This window comes from Paraburkholderia sp. RL17-347-BIC-D (genome assembly GCF_046027915.1).
Classification (GTDB): Bacteria; Pseudomonadota; Gammaproteobacteria; order Burkholderiales; family Burkholderiaceae; genus Paraburkholderia.
This window is the reverse complement of the sequence record NZ_JARESS010000005.1, coordinates 65,953-80,673: the sequence shown is the minus strand read 5'-3', so window position 1 is coordinate 80,673 and position 14,721 is coordinate 65,953. Positions and strand designations below refer to the sequence as shown.

At 64.0% G+C, this 14,721-nt stretch carries 15 protein-coding genes; 11 read left to right on the top strand and 4 right to left on the bottom strand.

Translation table 11 applies throughout. The features are described 5' to 3' along the window. The first annotated feature begins 55 nt into the window (after positions 1-55). From P0D96_RS09170 to P0D96_RS09130, 9 genes are all read left to right on the top strand, one after another. On the top strand, positions 56-1,090 hold the full coding sequence (locus P0D96_RS09170) for a DNA polymerase III subunit delta' (protein ID WP_408175445.1): 1,035 nt from the start codon (positions 56-58) through the stop codon (positions 1,088-1,090). A 101-nt stretch (positions 1,091-1,191) separates the two neighbouring features. After that, the gene (locus P0D96_RS09165; protein WP_408175444.1) at positions 1,192-1,716 is read left to right on the top strand and encodes a GNAT family N-acetyltransferase; all 525 of its coding nucleotides are present in this window, start codon (positions 1,192-1,194) and stop codon (positions 1,714-1,716) included. A 33-nt stretch (positions 1,717-1,749) separates the two neighbouring features. Continuing rightward, positions 1,750-2,541, top strand: coding sequence for a TatD family hydrolase (locus P0D96_RS09160; RefSeq protein ID WP_408175442.1), 792 nt, complete (start codon positions 1,750-1,752; stop codon positions 2,539-2,541). 67 nt (positions 2,542-2,608) lie between these two features. Next, on the top strand, positions 2,609-3,334 hold the full coding sequence (locus tag P0D96_RS09155; RefSeq protein ID WP_408175441.1) for an ankyrin repeat domain-containing protein: 726 nt from the start codon (positions 2,609-2,611) through the stop codon (positions 3,332-3,334). A 318-nt stretch (positions 3,335-3,652) separates the two neighbouring features. Further along, on the top strand, positions 3,653-4,009 hold the full coding sequence (locus P0D96_RS09150) for a Rap1a/Tai family immunity protein (RefSeq protein WP_132374665.1): 357 nt from the start codon (positions 3,653-3,655) through the stop codon (positions 4,007-4,009). Between the two features lie 400 nt (positions 4,010-4,409). Next, positions 4,410-5,633, top strand: a complete 1,224-nt coding sequence (locus P0D96_RS09145) for a mechanosensitive ion channel family protein (protein WP_408175440.1) — start codon at positions 4,410-4,412, stop codon at positions 5,631-5,633. Between the two features lie 212 nt (positions 5,634-5,845). Beyond that, entirely contained in the window at positions 5,846-7,258 is a 1,413-nt protein-coding gene (gene otsA, locus P0D96_RS09140; protein ID WP_408175439.1) for an alpha,alpha-trehalose-phosphate synthase (UDP-forming), read from the top strand. Between the two features lie 115 nt (positions 7,259-7,373). Then, positions 7,374-8,540 carry an AAA family ATPase gene (locus P0D96_RS09135; protein WP_408175438.1) on the top strand — a complete coding sequence of 389 codons (1,167 nt, stop codon included), beginning with the start codon at positions 7,374-7,376 and terminating at the stop codon, positions 8,538-8,540. 231 nt (positions 8,541-8,771) lie between these two features. After that, entirely contained in the window at positions 8,772-9,839 is a 1,068-nt protein-coding gene (locus P0D96_RS09130) for a glycosyltransferase family 4 protein (protein ID WP_408175437.1), read from the top strand. A 286-nt stretch (positions 9,840-10,125) separates the two neighbouring features. Here P0D96_RS09130 and P0D96_RS09125 read toward each other — a convergent pair whose 3' ends face one another. The 3 genes from P0D96_RS09125 to P0D96_RS09115 all read right to left on the bottom strand — a co-directional run bounded on the left by P0D96_RS09125 (position 10,126) and on the right by P0D96_RS09115 (position 12,096). After that, positions 10,126-10,713 (bottom strand): BPSL1445 family SYLF domain-containing lipoprotein, encoded by a 588-nt coding sequence (locus tag P0D96_RS09125; protein ID WP_132374660.1) that lies wholly within the window; start codon positions 10,711-10,713, stop codon positions 10,126-10,128. A 400-nt stretch (positions 10,714-11,113) separates the two neighbouring features. Continuing rightward, entirely contained in the window at positions 11,114-11,563 is a 450-nt protein-coding gene (locus P0D96_RS09120; RefSeq protein ID WP_132374659.1) for a hypothetical protein, read from the bottom strand. 236 nt (positions 11,564-11,799) lie between these two features. After that, on the bottom strand, positions 11,800-12,096 hold the full coding sequence (locus P0D96_RS09115; protein ID WP_132374658.1) for a PsiF family protein: 297 nt from the start codon (positions 12,094-12,096) through the stop codon (positions 11,800-11,802). Positions 12,097-12,543: 447 nt separating this feature from the next. On the opposite strand from P0D96_RS09115, the gene P0D96_RS09110 reads away from it, so the two are divergent. Continuing rightward, positions 12,544-12,840 (top strand): YciI-like protein, encoded by a 297-nt coding sequence (locus P0D96_RS09110; RefSeq protein ID WP_408313091.1) that lies wholly within the window; start codon positions 12,544-12,546, stop codon positions 12,838-12,840. Between the two features lie 74 nt (positions 12,841-12,914). Here the strand turns inward: P0D96_RS09110 and P0D96_RS09105 are convergent, their stop codons facing one another. After that, the gene (locus P0D96_RS09105; RefSeq protein WP_408313088.1) at positions 12,915-13,199 is read right to left on the bottom strand and encodes a hypothetical protein; all 285 of its coding nucleotides are present in this window, start codon (positions 13,197-13,199) and stop codon (positions 12,915-12,917) included. Between the two features lie 234 nt (positions 13,200-13,433). Here P0D96_RS09105 and P0D96_RS09100 point away from each other — a divergent pair, with 234 nt between their 5' ends. Next, positions 13,434-14,627 carry a DUF6566 family protein gene (locus P0D96_RS09100; RefSeq protein ID WP_408313085.1) on the top strand — a complete coding sequence of 398 codons (1,194 nt, stop codon included), beginning with the start codon at positions 13,434-13,436 and terminating at the stop codon, positions 14,625-14,627. Positions 14,628-14,721 lie beyond the last annotated feature (94 nt).

The window sequence follows — 14,721 nt, the reverse complement described above, 5'->3', positions numbered from 1 at the left end:
AGTTCGTGTTATGTCTCATAAAACTCCTGCAACAGTTTGATTTCAAAGAGAAACGATGATTTATCCGTGGCAAGCCGATGACTGGAACCGCCTGCAGCAGCTGCGCGGCCACTGGCCGCACGCCCTGTTGCTGCATGGACAGGCCGGAATCGGCAAGCTGCGCTTCGCGCAGCATCTCGCGCAAGGCCTGCTGTGCGAAGCGCAACAGCCCAACGGCGAGCCGTGCGGCGCGTGTGTGGCCTGCACCTGGTTCGCGCAAGGCAATCATCCGGACTACCGGATCGTCGTGCCCGAGGCGCTGGCCGCCGAAGCGGGCCTGAACAACGCCGCGGACGAGAAAGCCGACAAGGCCGACGCCGATGAAAGCAAGAAGACCCGCACGCCGAGCAAGGAAATCAAGATCGAGCAGATTCGCGGCTTGCTCGACTTCGTCGGCGTGGGTTCGCACCGCGGCGGCGCGCGCGTGGTCGTGCTGTACCCGGCGGAAGGGTTGAATATCGCCGCGGCCAACGCGCTCCTGAAAACGTTGGAAGAACCGCCGGCGGGCGTCGTGTTCCTGATGGTGTCGGCGCGTATCGACCGCCTGCTGCCCACCATCATCAGCCGCTGTCGCCAATGGCCGATGACCATCCCCGCGCCCGAGGTGGCGACGAAATGGCTCGCCGCGCAAGGCGTGGCCGAAGCGCCCGCGCTGCTCGCCGAAGCCGGTGGTGCGCCGCTCACCGCACTCGCACTCGCCAGCGACGAGAACCGCGCACTGCGCGACTGGACACTCAAGCAGCTCGCCGCCGGGCCCGATTGCGACGCCTTCGCGTGCGGCGAGGCGCTGCAAAAACTGCCCGTGCCGCTGGTGCTAGGCTGGCTGCAACGCTGGATGTACGATTTGCTGGCGCAGCGCACGGCAGGCGCGCCACGGTACTTTCCACAAGCGTCGGCGGCGTTGACGCGCTGCGCGTCGCAGGCCGATGCCAGCGCGTTCGCGCGCTTCATGCGCAACGTCACGCGCCAGCGCGCCGTCGAGAACCATCCGCTGAATGCGCGGCTGGTGTTCGAAGAACTGTTTATCGGCTACCGCGAACTGTTCGCGTAAGCCCTGTCCGCGGGACAGGCCGGCAGCGGCGCGCGGCTGGCGCTCCGGTCCATCTTTCGTCCTGTTCCTGCATTGGCCTTTCATCTCACGTTCAACGCACCATGAGCCTTTCCTACCGCGATGCCACGCTCGACGATCTGCCCGCCATCGTCGCCATCTACAACTCGACTGTGCCGTCCCGGCAAGTCACGGCCGATCTCGAGCCGGTCAGCGTCGAAAGCCGGCTGGCCTGGTTTCACGCGCACGGTCCGCAAAAGCGACCGTTGTGGGTGGTGGAAGATGCGCAACAGCCCGGCCGAGTGATCGCCTGGCTGAGCTTTTCGGACTTCTACGGCCGTCCGGCCTATCAGCGCACCGCCGAAGTCAGCATCTATCTCGACGAAAGCGCGCGTGGCCGCGGCCTCGGCAAGCAAATGCTGGCGGCTTCGCTGGCGGCGGCGCCGGCGCTCGGCATCGACTCCGTGCTCGGCTTTATCTTCGGCCACAATGAGGCGAGCTTGCGCCTGTTCCGCGCGTTCGGTTTCGACACGTGGGGCACGCTGCCGCGCGTGGCCGTGCTGGATGGCGTGGAGCGCGATCTGGTGATTCTCGGCAAACGCCTTGACGCCGCCGCGGCCGCCGCCTGATTCACCCCGAGCACTCCTACGCAGGACATCACCATGTTTGTCGACTCGCACTGCCATATCAACTTCGAAGGACTCGCCGACCGCCTGCCGCAAGTGCTCGAGAATATGCGCAGCCACTCGGTCACGCATGCGCTGTGCGTGTCCGTCGATCTCGAAACGCTGCCGTCCGTGCTCGATATCGCCAGCCGGTATGAAAACGTGTACGCCTCGGTCGGCGTGCATCCGGATCACGAGGATATGCGCGAGCCGAGCGTCGTCGAACTGGTCGAGCTTGCCGGGCATCCGAAGGTGGTCGCGATCGGCGAGACGGGTCTCGACTACTATCGTCTGGAAGGCCGCACGATCGCCGACATGGAATGGCAGCGCGAGCGCTTTCGCACCCATATCCGCGCGGCGCATGCCACTGGAAAGCCGCTGATCATCCATACGCGCTCGTCGTCGGAAGACACGCTGCGCATCATGGCCGAGGAGCGCGCGGGCGAGCCGGGCGGCGTGATGCACTGCTTCACGGAGCCGTGGGCCGTCGCCGAACAGGCGCTGGCGCAGAATTTTTATATCTCGCTGTCGGGCATCGTCACGTTCAAGAGCGCGACGGATGTGCAGGACGTCGCGCGCCGCGTGCCGCTCGAGCGCTTGCTGATCGAAACCGACTCGCCGTACCTCGCGCCCGTGCCGTATCGCGGCAAGCCTAATGAACCTGCGTACGTCAGTTATGTCGGACGCTTCATCGCGCAGCAACGCGAGATGCAGGAAACGGCGCTGGCCGCCGCGACCACGCAGAACTTTTTCCGCCTTTTCAAGATCCCCGCGCCCACTGGCGTGTGAGACGTAAAGTCGATCAATATCAAAAGGATAGGGACGTTTCCTAAAGTCAAATATGAGAGAAATTTCGATGTCGATCGCAGCATCCCAGGACACTTTGGCGGCGCATGGCGCGCTGGCTTCGGCGCGGCGCCGCGCCTCGCGCGTCGCATTCGCGGCAACGCTGGCCTGTGCGGCGCTGACTTCGCTGATGGTGTCGCCGGCTCAGGCTGCGCCGATCGATTCGCTGATCAAATCGGTCAAGTTCGACGACGTCGACGGCGTCAACAAACTGCTCGCCAAGGGCATGGACCCGAACAGCGTGGACAACCAGGGCATGCCACTGCTGGTGCTGGCCGCGCGCGAGAAATCGGACAAGGTCGGCGCGGCCCTAGTCGCCAATCCGAAGACCAACATCGAGATTCAGGACAAAGCCGGCGAGAACGCGATGATGATGGCGTCGCTCAACGGCGACCTCGACTTCGTCAACCTGCTGATCGCGAAAGACGCCGAGGTCAACAAGAAGGGCTGGGCGCCGTTGCACTACGCGGCGGCGAACGGCCATGACGACGTCGTCAAGGTGCTGCTCGACCATTCGGCCTATGTCGATGCCGGCTCGCCGAACGGCACCACGCCGCTGATGATGGCCGCGCGCGGCGGCCATGTGTCGACGGTGAAGCTGCTGCTCGACAACGGCGCGGACCTGACGGTGAAGAACCAGATCGGCATGACGGCGCTCGATTTCGCCAAGACCTACAAAGAGCCGGATGTGGTCGAAGGGCTGACCGCGCGCCTGCAGCAGATGCAACAGAAGTGATGCGCGCGGCGGCGCGAGGCGGCGGCGGTTCATGGGCAGCCGACGCGCGTCGCCCAAACGCCGTGCTCAAAGGCCAGCCTGGTCAGCCGGCCGCCTGGGCGCGCTATCCGAGCTTTAGGCGTGCCAGCGTCGAAGCGCGAAAGTACCGGTGCAGCGGCCGCCGCCTGGCAAGGCAGTAAAAAGTGCCTGAAGATAGCGGCGCCGCGCACGCTTGAGCTTCGCAAAACAGTGCAGAATGACGACTTTGGCGCGCCGCCTGGGCGCGCCGTTTGGACGCGGCGAAAGACCGCCTGATAAACGACCCTGGAAAGGAACACCATGCTGCGGGCTTTGATTTTCGCCAGCGCGCTTGCCGTACCGCTATCGGCAGCAGCGTTTACGGGAGGCGACCTCAACAAGCTGTGCACCAAGACGGACGTGGCATCGCGTAGCGCGTGTGCCGCTTATATCGAAGGCGCCGCCGACGGCATCTTCAACACCATCGACGCGATCGGCGGCACGACCGGTCCGCGCGTCGGCCAGTACTTCTGCTTGCCGCAGGACGCGCGTTCGGCGCAACTGACCGACGCGGTGCGCAAATATATTGCGGAGAATCCGAACGTCGCGGGCTACAACGCCAGCACGGCGATCTCGCTGGGGCTCGGCAAGGCGTTTCCCTGCAGGAGCGGTAGTTGAATTGAATCACGGCTGATGCCTCGCGTGCCCGCATCGGGTGCGTTGGGCGTTTTAGCTAGCGCGTGTGTTTCGGGTTTTCAGCCGCCGGAATCCCGCCGGGGCTTTTTCGAAGCCCCGCCTGAAAACCGGTTTGAACCCCGGCCGTCCGTTTGCAGAAGCGGCTTGCCTCGGCACCTTTCCAGGATCGCGCTGACGAACGACCTAAGATGGTTGTAGGCAGTCCGCGACGGCGCGCAGTCGTGCGGCTCGCGCCTGCTTCTTTGGCGGATGCTTCGCCACCGGCGCCGTTCGGCGCAACGGCGCATCACGCACCACCGCAGCCACGTTCGATGCTCGCCGGTTCCGCGCCCGCTCTGCGCTGGTCCTGTTCACCGCTCAAGCCAGGAGGAAAAGCCCCTTCATGCCAACTCTCGACGAACTCAGCCGCATGGCCGAAGCGCCGCTGCATACGTGGCTCGGCGCGTTGATCGTCTCGGTCATCGCGATGGTGCTGGCGGTGGGCATTCATCGGATCGGCGCGCGCATCGTGAAGCGGCTCGCGCGGCCTTATCCGCTCACCAGTGTGGTGCTGCGCTATATCGACAAGCCGTCGCTGTGCGTGCTCGTGATCCTCGCGCTGGAGGCGGTGTGGTGGGAAGCGCCCGACACACTGACCTTCATCACGCCGTTGCGCGACGCCGTCGCGATTACGCTGATCGGCGCGATCACGTGGCTCTCGGTGCGCTCGGCGGCGGCGATCGGCGAGGCGATCATTCAGGCCCATCCACTCGATACCGCCGACAACCTGCAGGCGCGCCGCATCCATACGCAAGCCCGCGTGCTGGCGCGCTCGGTGATGTTCGTGATCGTGATCGTCGGCGTGGGCGGGGCGTTGATGACGTTTCCCAACGTCCGGCAGATCGGCGCGAGCCTGCTGGCGTCGGCGGGGGTGGCGGGCCTGGTCGCCGGTATCGCGGCGCGGCCGGTGCTCGGCAATCTGATCGCCGGCTTGCAGATCGCGCTGTCGCAGCCGATCCGTCTCGACGACGTCGTCGTGATTCAGGGCGAGTGGGGGCGTATCGAGGAAATCACCGGCACGTATGTGTCGGTGCGTCTGTGGGATCAGCGACGGTTGATCGTGCCGCTGCAATGGTTTATCGAAAACCCGTTTTCCAATTGGACCCGCAGCAGTTCGCAGATCATCGGCACGGTGTTTCTTTACGTCGACTACCACATGCCGCTCGCGCCGTTGCGCGAGGAGCTGGCTCGTATCGTCGAGGGCGCGCCCGAGTGGGACCGTCGCGTGCAGGTGCTGCAGGTTACGGACGGTACCGAGCGCTCCATGCAATTGCGTGCGCTGGTCAGTTCGCTCGATTCCGGCCTGAACTGGGATTTGCGCTGCCGGGTGCGCGAGGGGCTGCTCCATTTCATCCAGCAGCATTACCCGCAGTATTTGCCGCGGGCCCGTGCGGAAGTGTCGGCGGAACTCGAAACCGGCAACGGCGAACCGCTCGACTGGGTGCCGCGCAGCACGCAGACGCCGGCCGGCAGCACCGCCGCGCATACCGAGGCCGATCCGGTGGCGAGCCGCGCCGGACGGCCGTCGGCGACCGATGCGCCGCGGCAGGTGAAGGAAAAGGTTTGACACCGGAAAGCAGCGTACTCTGGCATGGCGGTGCCGATGAATGCAACTGATCGGGCACCCAAGCGGTCGAACCGTCCACGCACTCACCAACCTGGCGCGGCATCGCGTGCTTCATCGTGCTTCCGGTTCTCGCTGCGCCATTGCGCGCGAGACACCGCGAACACCTGACAACGCACCCGAGCGCGCCGCGCGAACCAAGGAGGACATGCAACATGGGTCGACTGATCGTCGTGTCGAATCGCGTCGCAACGCCGACGGAAACCAAGGGATCGGCCGGCGGCCTCGCGGTCGGCGTATTCGGCGCGCTGAAGGACGCCGGAGGGGTGTGGTTCGGCTGGAGCGGCGACGTGGTCAGCGAGACCGTCGCCAACGCCGGTCCGACGCTGGAACAGGACGGCGCGGTCACCTTCGCGACCGTCGGTCTGACGCGCAAGGATTACGACCAGTACTATCGCGGCTTTTCCAACGCGACGCTGTGGCCGGTGTTCCACTACCGCAACGACCTCGCACGCTACGAGCGCGAGGAGTACGCGGGCTACCGGCGTGTCAACGCGTGGCTCGCGCACAAGCTCATCAAGCTGCTCGAACCCGAGGACGTGATCTGGATTCACGACTACCATCTGATCCCGTTCGCCGAGGCGCTGCGCAACGAGGGCATTACGAACCGCATCGGCTTCTTCCTGCACATTCCGTTTCCCGCGCCGCAGATCCTGCTGAACATTCCACCGCATGAAGAGCTGGTGAAGTCGTTGTCGTGCTACGACCTGCTGGGTTTCCAGACCGCGACCGACGAGCTCGCCTTCAAGGATTACGTCACGCGCCACGCGCGCGGCACGGTGGGCGCGGACGGACTCGTCGAAGCATTCGGCCGCAAACTGCGTACCGGCGTTTACCGCATCGGCGTGTTCCCCGACGAAATCGCCGAACAGGCGAAGCGCTACGAAAGCCGTCAGCACGTGCTCGACCTGAAGCAAAGCCTGGAAGGCCGCAAGCTGATCATGAGCGTCGACCGGCTCGATTACTCGAAGGGTCTCGTCGAGCGGTTCCGGGCGTTCGAGCATCTGCTGGAGCGCTCGCCGGAATGGCGCGGCAATGTCACGCTGGTGCAGATCGCGCCGCCGACCCGCTCGGACGTCGCCACCTATCAGAAGATTCGCCAGGACCTGGAGTACGAAGCAGGGCGCATCAACGGCCGCTACTCGGGGCTCGACTACACGCCGATCCGCTATCTGAACCAGCAGTACGACCGCTGGAAGCTGATGTCGCTGTTTCGCGAATCGCAGATCGGTTTCGTCACGCCGCTGCACGACGGCATGAATCTGGTCGCGAAGGAATACGTCGCCGCGCAGAATCCCGACGACCCCGGCGTGCTGGTGCTGTCGATTTTCGCGGGCGCGGCGGCGGAGTTGACCGGCGCGCTGCTGGTCAATCCGCACGATGCGATCGGCATGTGCGAAGCCTTGCAGCGCGCGTTGCAGATGCCGCTCGACGCGCGTCAGCGGCGTCACGAGATCAATATGGCGGCGCTGCGCGAGAACGATCTCGGCGTGTGGCGCGATACCTTCCTGCGCGATCTGCGCAGCGTGCCGGCACAGAAACCGGGCAAGGGCGGCGGGCATAAGTGATGGGGCGTGTCGACCAGTGTTTGTCCGGCGTCGGGCGCGGCCTCGTGAGCGCGTGTCCAGGTACGGCAGAGTTAAGGAACGCGCGCGCGTGCGCGACTGAATGTCGGGCCAGCGCATGCTGACCACTTTGGCAATTGCGGGCTATCGCTCGTTGCGCGAGTTGATCGTCCCGCTTGGCAGGCTGAACGTGATCACAGGTCCAAACGGCAGCGGCAAGTCGAGTGTGTATCGCTCGCTGCGGCTGCTGGCCGAAGCGGCGCGCGGCGGGTTGATTACCTCGCTCGCGCGCGAAGGCGGTTTGCCGTCCACGCTATGGGCCGGACCTGAGCGCTTTTCGCGCGCCGTGCTGGCGGGCGAGTTCGCGGTTGAACCGCTGCGCCGCAAAGATCCGGTTAGTCTGCGGCTCGGTTTTTCCGGCGATCAGTTCGGCTACGCGATCGATCTCGGTTTGCCGCTCGTCAATGACGCCACGCGCTTTCCGCTCGATCCGACCATCAAGCGCGAATGCATCTGGAGCGGCCCCGTGCTGCGGCCGTCGACCTTGCTGGTGGACCGCCACGGCCCGGCGCTGCGCACGCGCGACGAGCGCGGCGACTGGCAGACCATTCCACAACCCGTCGCCAGCTTCGACAGCATGATGACGGAGTTCTCCGACCCGCGGAGCGCACCCGAGATGATCAGGGTGCGTGAGCAGATCCGCTCGTGGCGCTTTTACGACCATTTCCGCACCGACGCCGACGCGCCCGCGCGTCTGCCGCAGATCGGCACGCACACGCCCGTGCTCGCCAACGACGGCGCGGACCTCGCCGCCGCGTTGCAAACCATCCGCGAAATCGGCGACCCGGCCGCCCTCGACGCCGCCATCGACGACGCCTTTCCCGGCTCGCGCCTCGACGTCACGACACAGGACGGCCGCTTCGAAGTGGTGATGCAGCAGCACGGCCTGCTGCGGCCGCTGAAAGGCGCGGAGCTGTCGGACGGCACCTTGCGCTATCTGCTGCTGGTCGCGGCCTTGCTGACGCCGCGTCCGCCTGAACTCCTCGTGTTGAACGAACCTGAGACGAGCCTGCATCCGGACCTGCTGCCGGCGCTCGCCCGCCTGATCGCGCGGGCCGCCGCGCATTCGCAGGTGCTGGTGGTGTCGCATGCGGCGCGTCTGATCGCGGCGCTCGAACGTGAGGAGGCGAGCCAGTCGATCGTGCTGGAAAAGCAGTTCGGCGCGACCCGTATCGCCGACGCGGACGACCGCGATTTGCCGGCCTGGAAATGGTCCACGCGCTGACACGTGCCGCTGTTCACGTGTGGAGCCGTATGTAAGCTGAATGTAACAGCACCGAGGAAATGCAAGACCAGAGGCTTTTTGTTGTCCTCTAGTGAATAATGCTTCGATGCCGGTGGTGCACGCGGCCGGATTCGGCCGTTGCATTGATCGGAGGTATTGGCGCTGTCATACTCAGCGCCGCTGACGCGCACCGCCCTCAAGGCGCAAGCCGCCAGCTCACGGAGACATAATATGAAGATTGCGCAGATCGCCCCTTTGACCGAATCGGTGCCGCCGAAGCTGTATGGCGGCACGGAGCGCGTCGTGTCGTACATCACCGAGGCGCTGGTCGATCTCGGCCATGACGTGACGCTGTTCGCGAGCGGCGACTCCGTCACCAGCGCGAAGCTCGAAGCCGTCTGGCCACGCGCGCTGCGTCTCGATCCGGGCATTCGCGACCGCGTGGCGCCCCATATGCTGCTGATGGAACTGGTGCGCCGCCAGGCCGAAAATTTCGACGTCCTGCACTTTCACCTCGACTACTACTCGTTCTCGGTCTTCAAGCGCCAGGACACGCCGTTTGTCACGACGATGCACGGCCGCCTCGACTTGCCCGAGCAACAGCCGGTGTTCGACACGTTCAACACCGCGCCGGTGATCTCGATTTCGAATTCGCAGCGGCATCCGCTGCCGCAGGCCAAGTGGCTGACCACCGTCTATCACGGCTTGCCGGAACAGCTCTACACGCCGCAGCCGGTCGAGCAGAAGTACCTTGCGTTTCTCGGCCGGATCTCGCCGGAAAAACGAGTCGACACCGCGATCCGGATTGCCGGCCGCTGCGGCATGCCGATTCGCATCGCCGCGAAAGTGGATGCCGCCGATCGCGAGTATTTCGAGCGCGACATCCGGCCGTTACTGGATTTGCCTTATGTCGAGTTCATCGGCGAGATCGCGGATAACCAGAAGGCCGAATTCCTGTCCGGCGCTCACGCGCTGCTGTTTCCGATCGACTGGCCGGAGCCGTTCGGCCTCGTGATGATCGAAGCGATGGCATGCGGCACGCCGGTGATCGCGTTCAACCGCGGCTCGGTGCCGGAAGTGCTGGAAGACGGCGTGACGGGTTTTATCGTCGAAGACGAAATCGGCGCGGTGGCGGCGGTCAATCGGCTGCATAAGATGCCGCGCGCGGGAGTGCGGCAGCGCTTCGAGGAGCGCTTCACCTCGCACCGCATGGCGCAACAGTATGTGGATGCGTATCAGTTGGTGATTCGCGCGCAAAAGCGTTCGCGCTTCAAGGTGATCGATACGTCGGGCAGTTGAGCTGAAGAGATTCGGCTCACGCGGCAGAGTGAAAAAGAGCGGCGATGCGTGGTGCGCATCGCCGTTTTTTATTGGCGCACGGCTTGAGACGAATGAGGCTTCTGCATCCGACAACGGGCGGTGGTCTGCGGCTGCGGCCCACAAAAGCTCGCCGTCGCGGCCGCATGCCACGTTGCTCCCACTGCAAAGGCAGGCTGCGCAGGATTGCGTCTGACCCGGCCACCGCTGCTCACGGAACCCGGCGGATCAGACGCACACCCCGCAGACCGGCAACCAGACGGCGTGCCTAGATCTTCAGGCGCGTGACCTTGGTGCCTTGCAGCGATACATCGGCCATCAGGCCGGCATTGGTCAGCACGAACACTTCGACCGGGGCGGTGGCCGTGGTGGTGTCGATCGCGCCATTGGCGCCCATCTTGATCAGCGCGACGGACGCGTCGCCGCCCGCCGACCAGCCGTCGGCATTGCGGAATTTGTCCAGTGCGTCCTGCGTCATGAACAGGAAGATGATCGCCTTCGACTGCGCACCCGCCTGCAGGCCGAATGAGCCGGAAATCGTGCTGTAGTAACCGACTGTGCCGCCGCCTACGCGCAGCGAACCTTCGCCATACTGTCCGCCGACGACGAAGCCCACCTGCAGCACCGACGGGAACACGAGAACGCCGCGCGCCTTCGAGACCAGTTCGCGCGATCCCTTCACCGTCGTGAAGAGCCGCGACATGGTGCCGTCGACGCTAGCGTCGATCGACTGGCGCTTGGCTGAATCGGTGGCGGGTGTATCCGGGTTGCCTTTGTTGGTCGTACAACCAGCCAGTGCAAGGCCTCCGAAAGCGAGCGCAGCGGTAGTCTTCAACATGAAGTTTCGTCTTTGCATCGTTTTTCTCCGTCATGGTTCCGGGGCGCAACCTCATCTGATTTGCCGGGTTGCCTTTGAGTTATATCACACGCAAGCACAAAAGGCGCAGTTCGTCGCTAGGCGAAAAGCCTTGTGGGGCGGGGGTTTCGGGCTAATCGTAAGGCGCCGTGCCGTAATTTTGACCGGCACCGCAGTGCGCGTGGAAGCTACGCGCAGCGCGCTTTCAAATGGGCTCCGGCGGTTCGCGCCGGGTTTGCCCGCAGCCAATAGGAGCAAGGCGGCGACGGTGTCGACCATTCGTTTTTACCGATTTTACGCCGCGCAAATGTGCGTTGAAATCAAATTGAAAGTGTTGCCTCGACGCTGCAGATCGGCCGGCGTAGCGGCCCGCAATCGGCCTTCTGATCCGGACGCGCGCTCAGCCGTGGTTCGCCGGACTCTTGACCGCCGGCGGACGCCGCAGCGCGCGGCGCACCATGCCGATCAGCACGCCGAGCAGAAACAGCACCACGGCCGGCACGATCCAGTAGCCGACGAATGCATGCCAGAGATAGGCCATCAAAGTGGAGCGGCGCACGCTGTATTCGTTGCGGGCGTCCTGCTGACGCGGCGCGTTGGCGGCCAGCACCTCGGCCGGACAGCCGGCGGCTTGCGCTTCGTCGGGCTTGCCGTGGCAGCGCGCGGGGGCGCCGGCGGCGCGCTGCGCGTCGGTGAAATTCCAGGTGGTCAGCGCACGGTCGAGGTCGACGGCGTTGTACGCCATTTCCTCCCGGATCTCGCTCACCGCCACGATCGCCACGGGCACCGCCCAAAATATGATGACGACCAGCCACCGCCTCAACCAGCGGTTTTTATGCTTCGATACCATCCTTGCCTCCGATGGATGCTCTGCAGCACCAACGACAAGATGGCGGCCCGTCTAATGTTGTATAGGGGGGTGGGCCGTCTCCGCAGCCATCATAGAAGAAAAATGGCGGGTTCGGGCAGATGGACTGTGAAGGGCGGGGTGGGACGCGGGGAGCGAGTGCCGGACGGCAGCGCCGCTGTGTTCGAGCGGCGCGCGCTCAGGCGCCGCGCATGTCGCGCGACGCCGATTTGTTGTGTTTAATTAGCCGGTGCGGACGACAGGCAGGTCTTCATGAACGCCTTGCGGTCATCACCCTTCTTGCCGGTGGCTTGCGCGTTGCACGCCTTCATCTTGTCCTGCTGGCTCATCGGCGCAGCGGCGGCCGGTTTGGCGGACAGGCAGGTCTTCATGAACGCCTTACGGTCGTCGCCCTTCTTGTCACCGGCCTGCTTGTTACAGTCGGCCATTTTGGTTTGCTGGCTGTTCTCTGCGAACACCGGCGAAACGAGGACAGCGCCCAGCACCAGCGTGGCGATAGCGGATTGGATTTTCATGTGACACTCCATCGGTGGTGAAAACGTTTTTGGTCGTTCATGCGCGCGGGCGTCAACCGTATCCAGGACCCTCGGCACGTCCATTATGGCAAATGCTGTCTGCCAGAACGGCTAAAAGCGCATTCCGGTTGACAGGCGCTCACGCTGGTTTTCCCTTACGTGGCGGGGACTGACGGCGGATTGGAGTATCCAGTGGCGAATGGCGCGAGCGTGGAATGATGTTATGCATTCCAGATTAAATGCATGAAGCAAATTCAAACGAATTAGCACCAAGCTATTCCACAAGATTGATGAAAAATTAACACAAACTTTGCGCATTGCTGCACACGCAATTGAATTGTAATTCGGCAGGAAATTCCACCGCCCAACATATGGGTAATATCGACCAGGATGCGTGCCGCCCGTTGCGTCGCTGGTCTGCTCTCACACCGGCCAAGGAGGCTCGCCATGCACTATCTGTTGATGTACGACCTGGTGTCCGACTATCTCGAACGGCGCGCCGCGTATCGCGATGAGCATCTGAAGCTCGCGTGGGCCGCCACGGAGCGCGGCGAGCTGCTGCTGGCCGGCGCGCTGGCCGAGCGCACCGACACCGCCATGCTACTCTTTCAAGGCGACTCTGCCGCTGCCGCCGAAGCCTTTGCCAAGGCCGATCCGTATGTACTCGCCGGTCTCGTGACACGCTGGCGCGTGCGTCAATGGACGACAGTGGTGGGCGAGGGCGCGGCGAACCCGGTGCGCTAAAACCTGGTCTATCGGTTGTATCGGTGGAGTGTCGAGCGGCGAAACCGGTCGCTCACTCAATGCTCCCGCGTCGTTCAGGCCGCGCTATTTTCACCGCGTTGATGCACTGCACATAGCGTGTTCAGCGCTGCTTCCCGCGCCTTGGTCGATTGGCCAAAGCCGAGCCAAAATGCATCGAAATCCTGTGTCAGACGGACGACGGATTCAAAAAAGTTATTCGCCCGTGATGCATTTTGGTTGTGCGGTGCAATAGCGTCATTTCGCCGCCGAAAGCGACCGGACTTTTGTGACGGCATTGCGAGAAAAGACGCAGCAAAAAGGACAAGTTTGTTTCCATCCGTAACACTTGTCTCATTCATATTCACGGAAACCCTGGGGATGGTATGCTTCGTGCACAAATTCTCCCATGCACGAGTGAGACCACGTTTTGTGCTTCGCAATAGGGACAAACCGCACTAAGTCGGGGCGGTATTGACCAGCCAACAGAACGTACAAAACATATTTGTGCAACCGAGGCCTGCACACGGGTCGTGACAGTTGAATCCGTGGCAGTCCAAAGCCGCAGCCCGGCCAGGCTGCGTGGAGAAAACCCAATGTTTTTCGATGAGCTAAGCAATGACGAATGGGCGCTGCTGGCAGCGCTTGTTTCAGATGAGCCGGCCGTCCGTCTAAACCGACGCGGCCGGCCCCGCGCCGAACCACGCATCGTGGCGAATGCCGTCCTGTGGATTCTGACAACCGGTGAACCCTGGTCGAAACTGCCAGGGCGCTACCCGTCTGGTCCGACTTGCCGGCGCCGTTTTGAAGAGTGGCAGTTGAACGGCACGCTGCTGGAGATGGTTCGGCTGTTGTCGCAAACCGGGCGCACCTTTGCGTACGTCCCCCAACCGGCGCCGCCCGTCGCGGCCAAACCCGCGGCACCGGTAGCGGAAACCCCCAGCGTGCGCGACGAGCATCCGCGTGGCGTGTCCTGGAGAAGCCCCGAGTCGTGGCAAGCGCCCGGCGGCATGTCGAATAGCCTGAGCAGTTGGCGTTCGGCCGATCCGATCGCCGATATCACGCGCCAGTTGTCCGGCGTCGCGAATGTGCCGCCGGTGTCTCGTGCGCCAGCGGCACCCGTCGCAGCGCCCGCACGGCATGTCGTGCGGGCCGGCTTGCCGCGCCCGGATGAAGCGCGCGCGGTAGGCGCGGCCATGCATGGTTTGAATTCGGCCGTCGCTTCGGCGCGCGGCACGCCTGTGCCTGACGATCGGCGCAGTCCGTTGTCGATGAGCCTCGCGCCCCGCGGCACGGAAATCCTCGACCGGCGTGGCTATGTGATTTACGTCGCGGCCGAGCAGGTGCCTAACGCCATGTATCGCGCGTGGGCGGAAATCATGAAGGACGGCAAACGCGTCGAGCGTTCTGGCCTCGTCGGCCCGCGCTTTGAGCAAGCCGAGGCGGCGGAGCAATACGCGCTCGACTGGGCGCGGCAGTGGATCGACCGCGAATGCCTCACGTTGGCGGCAGCGGCGCAATCCGCGGCTGCGGCACAAGCATCCGCTCAAGCGCCGGCTCATGTCTCAGCGAACCCTGCGCCCACGGCGGCTCGTCCGTTGCCTGCCTTGCGCCATGTGCCCGAACCAGTCGCGGCCAATCACGGCGCGCCGTTGCATGGACCGCTCAACGCATTCCGTGGTCCGTTGCGCCGTTATCCCGGCGAACCGGCCGCTGCCACGGCGGCGACCGAGAACAGTGCATCCGATCGTTATCCGTCGTACACAGAACTCATCTCCCACGCGGGGTGAGCACAGCAGTTCCCCGCGGCCGGTAGGAGCAACCGCCGCAGGTTCCCGTTTCATTCGTTGTGACATTCGCTGTGATTCACTGGTGTTATCAGAA

Coding starts and splice junctions, on each gene's coding strand:
- P0D96_RS09170 (WP_408175445.1), top strand. CDS start 56: ATGATTTATCCGTGGCAAGCCGATGACTGGAACCGCCTGCAGCAGCTG.
- P0D96_RS09165 (WP_408175444.1), top strand. CDS start 1,192: ATGAGCCTTTCCTACCGCGATGCCACGCTCGACGATCTGCCCGCCATC.
- P0D96_RS09160 (WP_408175442.1), top strand. CDS start 1,750: ATGTTTGTCGACTCGCACTGCCATATCAACTTCGAAGGACTCGCCGAC.
- P0D96_RS09155 (WP_408175441.1), top strand. CDS start 2,609: ATGTCGATCGCAGCATCCCAGGACACTTTGGCGGCGCATGGCGCGCTG.
- P0D96_RS09150 (WP_132374665.1), top strand. CDS start 3,653: ATGCTGCGGGCTTTGATTTTCGCCAGCGCGCTTGCCGTACCGCTATCG.
- P0D96_RS09145 (WP_408175440.1), top strand. CDS start 4,410: ATGCCAACTCTCGACGAACTCAGCCGCATGGCCGAAGCGCCGCTGCAT.
- otsA (WP_408175439.1), top strand. CDS start 5,846: ATGGGTCGACTGATCGTCGTGTCGAATCGCGTCGCAACGCCGACGGAA.
- P0D96_RS09135 (WP_408175438.1), top strand. CDS start 7,374: ATGCTGACCACTTTGGCAATTGCGGGCTATCGCTCGTTGCGCGAGTTG.
- P0D96_RS09130 (WP_408175437.1), top strand. CDS start 8,772: ATGAAGATTGCGCAGATCGCCCCTTTGACCGAATCGGTGCCGCCGAAG.
- P0D96_RS09125 (WP_132374660.1), bottom strand. CDS start 10,713: ATGCAAAGACGAAACTTCATGTTGAAGACTACCGCTGCGCTCGCTTTC.
- P0D96_RS09120 (WP_132374659.1), bottom strand. CDS start 11,563: ATGGTATCGAAGCATAAAAACCGCTGGTTGAGGCGGTGGCTGGTCGTC.
- P0D96_RS09115 (WP_132374658.1), bottom strand. CDS start 12,096: ATGAAAATCCAATCCGCTATCGCCACGCTGGTGCTGGGCGCTGTCCTC.
- P0D96_RS09110 (WP_408313091.1), top strand. CDS start 12,544: ATGCACTATCTGTTGATGTACGACCTGGTGTCCGACTATCTCGAACGG.
- P0D96_RS09105 (WP_408313088.1), bottom strand. CDS start 13,199: ATGAATGAGACAAGTGTTACGGATGGAAACAAACTTGTCCTTTTTGCT.
- P0D96_RS09100 (WP_408313085.1), top strand. CDS start 13,434: ATGTTTTTCGATGAGCTAAGCAATGACGAATGGGCGCTGCTGGCAGCG.